The following is a 2505-nucleotide window of genomic DNA, read 5'->3' on the forward strand; positions in this document are numbered from 1 at the left end:
CCATCGCGGACGGCGGCGGCGGCACCCACAGCGCGCGCACGACGGCGCCGCCTTCCTGGTCGAGCGCGATCAGGGCGTGCTCGCCCATCGCATCTTTCAAGTCGCTCGTGAAGCGCGTGAGCTGCGCGGCGTCCGTCATGTTCTGGCGGAACAGGCACGCGCCGCGGATGCGGTTGGCGCGGATGAAGGCGGCCGTGTCGGCGTCGAGTGCCGTGCCGAACAGCCGGATCATGATCAGGCGGCCGGCCAGCTGGCGTAGGTCGTTCGTGGGCATCAATGCGGCTCAGTGTGTTTTCGTGACTTTGTTCAGGTGGCGCGGCTTGTCCGGATCGAGCCCGCGCGCTTTCGACAGGTGCGCCGCCATCACGTAGAACGCGTTGATCGCGACGATCGGGTCGAGGTCCGCGCAGGTCGATACGGGCAGGTCGAGATCGCGCGAGGCGATGTCGGTCGGCGCCGCGAGCAGCACGCGCGCGCCGCGGCCGCGCATCTCGTCGGCCAGCGCGACGAGACCCGCTTGCGTCGGGCCGCGCGTCGCGAAGATCAGCAGCGGATAGCCCTCGTCGATCAACGCCATCGGGCCGTGCTTGATCTCGGCGCCGGAGAACGCTTCGGCCTGCAGCGAGGACGTCTCCTTGAATTTCAGCGCCGCTTCCAGCGCGATGGGGAAGCTGATGCCGCGGCCCACGACCATGATGTTGCGCGCCGGCGCCAGCACCTCGAGTGCCGCCGACCAGTCGGTCCGCGCGGCCTGGCGCAGCGCGTCCGGCAGGGCGGCCAGGCCGTCCTTCAACTCTGCATCCTGCTGCCATTCCGCGACGAGGCGCGCGCCGGCCGTCAGGCTCGTGATGAAGCTCTTCGTCGCGGCGACGCTCTGCTCCTTCCCGGCCCGGAGGGGCAGCGCCCATTCGGCTTCACGCGCCAGCGGCGAATCGATGTCGTTCACGAGCGCTACCGTCGTCGCGCCGCCCTGGCGGAAGTAGCGGACCGGTTCGACGACGTCCGGGCTCTGGCCCGATTGCGAGATCGAGATGGCCAGCGTGCCGGACGCCTGCAGCGGCGCCTTGTACAACGTGACGAGCGACATCGGCAGCGACGTCACGAGACGGCCCATGCGCGCCATGATCAAGTAGGCGAGGTAGCTGGACGCGTGGTCCGAGCTGCCGCGCGCCACCGTCACCGCGTTATGGAAGGAGGCGCCCCGCAGGTGGTGGCCCAGCGCGGCGTAGCGGTCGGCGTCGTTTGCCAGCTGCATGGCAACGCAGTCGGCCGCGGACACGGTTTCTTCAAGCATCAGCGAGGTCACACTGTTCTCCTTCGATATGAACGGTTTTCAGGTTCAGGTCGCGGTCGAGCACGACGAGGTCGGCGAAGCAGCCCGGCGCGATGCGGCCGCGGCGCGTTTCGCCCAGGTAGTCGGCGGCGTTCGTCGACACGCGGCGCGCGGCGTCGGCGAGATCGAGGCCGATCGAGACGAGGTTGCGCAGCGCCTGGTCCATCGTCAGCGTGCTGCCGGCCAGCGTGCCGTCCGCGAGGCGCACGCCGCCCATGCATTTGTGGACGACCTGGCGGCCCAGCATGTACTGGCCGTCCGGCATGCCGGCGGCGGCCGTGGAATCCGTCACGCAGTACAGGTGCGGGATGCAGCGCAGCGCCGTGCGGATCGCGCCCGGATGCACGTGCAACAGGTCGGGGATGATTTCCGCGTACTGCGCATGCGCCAGCGCGGCGCCGACCATGCCGGGATCGCGGTGGTGCAGGCCCGGCATCGCGTTGAACAGATGCGTGAAGCCGGCCGCGCCGTGTTCCAGCGCGCGCACGCCGTCGTCGTAGTTGCCGTTCGTGTGGCCGATCTGCACGCGGATGCCCGCGTCGGCCAGCTGGCGCACGAGAGACAGGTGGCCGTCGATCTCGGGCGCCACGGTGATCAGCCGCATCGGTGCCTGCGCGTTGAATCGCTCCACTTCCGCCATCGTCGCTTCGCGTGCGAACGGCGGCTGCGCGCCCAGCTTGCCCGAGTTGATGTACGGACCTTCCAGGTGTACGCCGAGGATGCGCGCTTCGTCCTTGCCGCGCTGCTCGCACGCGGTGCCGATGGCGGCGAGCGCGCGGTCGATGTCGTCCAGCGGCGCCGTCATCGTCGTGGCCAGCAGGCTCGTCGTGCCGTGCCGCGCATGCAGGCGGGCGATCACGTGCGGCGCGTCGCCGCCTTCCATCATGTCGCGTCCCGCGCCCCCGTGCACGTGCAGGTCGATGAAGCCGGGCAGGATGTAGTCGTCATTGTTCGATGCCGGGTCGGCCGTGTCGCCTTCGATGGCGGCGATCGTCGCCGTGCCGGCTTCGATGACGATGCGGCCGCGGATCCAGCCGTCCGGAGTCAGGATATTGCCTTGCATGGTGGGTCCTTTCATGCCGCGACGTGCAGCTCGATCATCCGTAGTGCGCCACGTGCGGAATCGCCTTCGGGCGCGCGGGCGCGGGCCGCGAGCGCGGGCGGGAGCCAGT

The 2505-nt window shown here is 69.7% G+C and carries 2 protein-coding genes and 1 pseudogene; all 3 read right to left on the bottom strand.

Annotated elements, in window-relative coordinates; all coding sequences use genetic code 11:
• A pseudogene (locus ACEN88_RS29265) lies at nucleotides 1-274 on the bottom strand (beta-N-acetylhexosaminidase); the annotation flags it as partial.
• 9 nt (nucleotides 275-283) lie between these two features.
• Entirely contained in the window at nucleotides 284-1294 is a 1011-nt protein-coding gene (locus ACEN88_RS29270; protein WP_413345350.1) for an SIS domain-containing protein, read from the bottom strand.
• Entirely contained in the window at nucleotides 1287-2396 is a 1110-nt protein-coding gene (gene nagA, locus ACEN88_RS29275; protein WP_413345349.1) for an N-acetylglucosamine-6-phosphate deacetylase, read from the bottom strand. The genes ACEN88_RS29270 and nagA overlap by 8 nt, the downstream gene beginning before the upstream one ends.
• Between the last annotated feature and the right edge of the window lie 109 nt (nucleotides 2397-2505).

The organism is Massilia sp. CT11-108 (assembly GCF_047302915.1).
GTDB classification, from domain to species: Bacteria; Pseudomonadota; Gammaproteobacteria; order Burkholderiales; family Burkholderiaceae_D; genus Telluria; species Telluria orientalis.

Bases quoted from the DNA above. Each gene is read 5' to 3' on its own strand.
- ACEN88_RS29270 (WP_413345350.1), bottom strand. From the start codon at position 1,294: ATGCTTGAAGAAACCGTGTCCGCGGCCGACTGCGTTGCCATGCAGCTG.
- nagA (WP_413345349.1), bottom strand. From the start codon at position 2,396: ATGCAAGGCAATATCCTGACTCCGGACGGCTGGATCCGCGGCCGCATC.